We start from the raw sequence: 1,235 nt of genomic DNA on the forward strand, positions 1-1,235 counted from the left end.
GCGCGCCCTGCCCGGCCCCGGCCCCGGCACCCCGCCCGATCCCGCGGGACTGGCCCTGCTGGGCTCGGTGGCGGCGGCCACCCGGGAGACGGCCGTCCTCCTCACCGGGGATCCGGCGGGCACCGGGGCGGCCGCGGGCGCCCTGCAGACGGCCCGGGAACGGACCGCCGTCCTGCAGCCGGCCGCCCCCATCGACCGCAGGCGCCACGCCGCGCTGGTGGAGATCGCGGACGCCGCCCTGGTCCTGGGCCGGGCGGCCGACGTCGCCGTCCGGGGGCGCGCGGCCGTACCCGACACCGCCGAGGGCCGCTTCTGGTACGCCGGTGCGCACCCCCTGCGGCTCTGGTGGATCCGCCTCGCGGGACACGCCGAACCGAGTTCCGTCCACTTCCAGAACGCCGTACGCATCAGCCTCGCGCTCGCCGTGGCCCGCACCGTGGCCGGACTGGACACCCTGCCCCACGGCTTCTGGGCGATGCTCGCCGTACTGTCCCTGACCCGCACCACGGCCGTCCAGACCCGGGCCACCGTGCGCCAGGCCCTCGTCGGGACCTTCGTCGGCGCCCTGGCCGCCGGAGTCGTCCTCGCCCTCGCGGACGGCGCCTCCCTGCCGTGCGCGATCCTGCTGCCGCCGCTGATGCTGGTCGCGTTCTGCGTCGGGCCCGTGCGGGGCGTGGGCTGGATGCAGGCCATGTTCACCCTGGTCGTCGCCGTCGTCTTCGCCCAGCTGTCCGTCGCCACCTGGCAGCTCGCCGAGGTCCGCTTCCTCGACGTGCTCATCGGCAGTGTCATCGGCATGCTGTGCGGACTCCTCGCCTGGCCGAAGGGCGCCCACGACGAACTCGGCCGCTGCGTGGCGAGGCTGCTCAGGGGCGCCGCCGCGCAGGTCGCGGCCACCACGCGCGCCGTGACGGCGGGAACGGGAACCCCGCCGGCCGTCCACGACGACGCGGAGGTCAAGCACGCGCTGCTCCTCGCCGAGACGGCCTACGCCCAGTTCCAGGGCGAGGCCCAGCATCCGGCCGGCCCCGGCCCCGACTGGCACAGCGCCCTCATGGCCGGCCACCACGTGCTCTGGGGCGCCCGCCGGGTCCTGGAGGCGGCCTGGGAGCCGGAGCCCGCCCCCGACCGCTCCGCCCGCAACCGCGTCCGGTCGTACGGGGCCTGGGTGGCGGACGGCTTCGTGATGGCCGCCGCCCGCTTCGACGTACCGAAGGGCGGCCGCCGGAGCGGGT

At 77.1% G+C, this 1,235-nt stretch carries 1 protein-coding gene; it reads left to right on the forward strand.

What is annotated here, in order from left to right; genetic code table 11:
• A partial coding sequence (locus ABZW32_RS39980; protein WP_356225853.1) for an FUSC family protein occupies window positions 1-1,235 on the forward strand: 1,235 nt, incomplete at both ends.

The sequence above is a fragment of the Streptomyces sp. NPDC004667 genome, from assembly GCF_040609475.1.
Lineage (GTDB): Bacteria > Actinomycetota > Actinomycetes > Streptomycetales > Streptomycetaceae > Streptomyces.